Genomic DNA, 2,068 nt, shown 5'->3' with positions numbered 1-2,068 from the left:
CAGTGCCCGCAGTACTGCGGGCAGGTGGAGAGCAGTTCGGCCAGCACCTTGGTGGGGTAGCGGTGGGTCAACCCCTCGACGACCCACATCTCCGCCTCGTGCAGCGAGTCCCGCGTCGCGTACGGGTGGCTCGGCCAGCGCACGTCCCGGTCCGATTTGACCGGGATCATGTACCGGCGGATCGGGTCGGCATAGAACGCTTCGGTCAGTGTTGCTTTTGTCAGGCAGGACGGGTCGGCGTCCGGCACCATCGTGTTGAGCATCTGCGGCGGGACCAGCATGGACATCGTGGCCAGCTGTTCCTGGTCGGCGGCCAGATCGTCGTAGAAGCGCTCGTCGAGCAGCTCCCCCATCAGCGAGCGCAGCTGCTTGATGTTCTTCACGCAGTGCACCCGCTGCCACTGCGCGTCCCGCCACTGGGCCTCGGTGACGTCCCGCCAACCGGGGAACCGTCGCCAGTCCGGTTCGACGAGTTCGTGCCGGACGTACTCATACGGCTGGTGGCCGGCTTGTTCGACAGCGTCGGCCACGGTGGTGGCGCCGCTGGTAAGTTCGACGGCGAGCGTCATACCTTCTCCTCAGCGTCTGGATCGCGTAAATATATTCTGTCACAGCGTCCAGATGACGTAAATCTTATCGCCGAAGGTGTGATCGGATCGGTGGGATACCCGGTGGCAGACTGTGTACACATGACCCGCACGACACTGCTGCTCGGCGGCCGGATCTACGCGCCCTCGGCGCCGGAGGCCACCGCCATGGCGGTCACCGACGGTGTGATCACCTGGATCGGCCTCGACGAACCCGGCCGCGCCATCCACCCGGACGCCGCCATCGTCGATCTCGACGGGCACTTCGTCACACCCGCGTTCGTCGACGCGCACGTGCACGCCACCGCGAGCGGCCTGCTGCTCGACGGGCTCGACCTGCGTGGCTGTGGCTCCCTCGCGGACTGCCTCGACCTGGTCGCCGACCAGGTCGGCGCGCAACCGGGCAGGCTGGTCTGGGGGCACGGCTGGGACGAGACGAACTGGCCGGAACGCCGCCCGCCGACCCGCGACGAGCTCGACGCGGTCTGCGGCGCCGCCCCGGTCTACCTCTCCCGCATCGACGTGCACTCCGCGCTGATCTCCTCCGCGCTCGTCGACCTGGCCCCGAACGCAGCCACCGAGCCCGGCTGGTCGGACCAAGGGCCGTTGACCCGCGACGCGCATCACGACGTCCGCGCCGCCGCACTCGCCGGACTCGACCCGACCCAGCGCCGCGCCACCCAGCTCGGCTTCCTCCGGCACGCCGCGGCCAAGGGCGTCGCCGCAGTGCACGAGTGCGCAGGCCCGAACATCTCCGGGCGCGCGGACCTCGCCGAACTGCTCGAACTCGCTGCCGCCGAGGACACCGTGGACGTGGTCGGCTACTGGGGCGAACTCGGCGAACCCGGTCTCGCCGCCCAACTCGGCGCGGCCGGACTGGCAGGCGACCTGTTCGCGGACGGCGCGTTCGGCTCGCGCACCGCCGCCCTCACCTCGCCCTACACCGACGATCCGGACAACCTCGGCGCCAGCTACCTCTCCGCCGAGCAGGTCGCCGCGCACCTCGTCGCGTGCAGCGAAGCCGGTATCCAAGCAGGCTTCCACGCCATCGGCGACGCGGCCGTATCGGCCATTGTGGACGGTTTCGCGCAGGCCGAGAAAACCGTTGGCCTGACGAAACTCGCGGCGCGCGGGCACCGGATCGAACACCTGGAAATGGTCTCCGCCGAACAGGCGCAACAGCTCGCCAGCTGGGGTGTGATCGCCTCGGTCCAGCCGCTGTTCGACGCGACCTGGGGCGGCGAGCACGGCATGTACGCGCAGCGCCTCGGCACCAAGCGCGCGGCGACGCTGAACCCGTTCGCCGCCCTCGCGTCGGCGGGCGTGACGCTCGCGTTCGGTTCGGACACCCCGGTCACCAACGTCGAACCCTGGGAGACCGTGCGCGCCGCCGTCGCCCACCAGACCGACGGGTTCGGCATCTCGGCGCGGGCCGCGTTCACCGCGCACACCAGGGGCGGTTGGCGCGCCGCGGGCGTACG

At 70.1% G+C, this 2,068-nt stretch carries 1 protein-coding gene and 1 pseudogene; one reads left to right on the top strand and one right to left on the bottom strand.

What is annotated here, in order from left to right:
- Window positions 1-569, bottom strand: a pseudogene (locus VG296_RS11045) (lysine 2,3-aminomutase); the annotation flags it as partial.
- Between the two features lie 120 nt (window positions 570-689).
- Here VG296_RS11045 and VG296_RS11040 point away from each other — a divergent pair.
- Window positions 690-2,068: amidohydrolase (locus VG296_RS11040; RefSeq protein WP_325565554.1), on the top strand; the 1,379-nt coding region annotated here is incomplete at its 3' end.

The organism is Actinospica sp., from assembly GCF_035552695.1.
Taxonomy (GTDB): Bacteria; Actinomycetota; Actinomycetes; order Streptomycetales; family Catenulisporaceae; genus Actinospica.
This window is presented reverse-complemented; position numbering and strand designations above follow the sequence as displayed.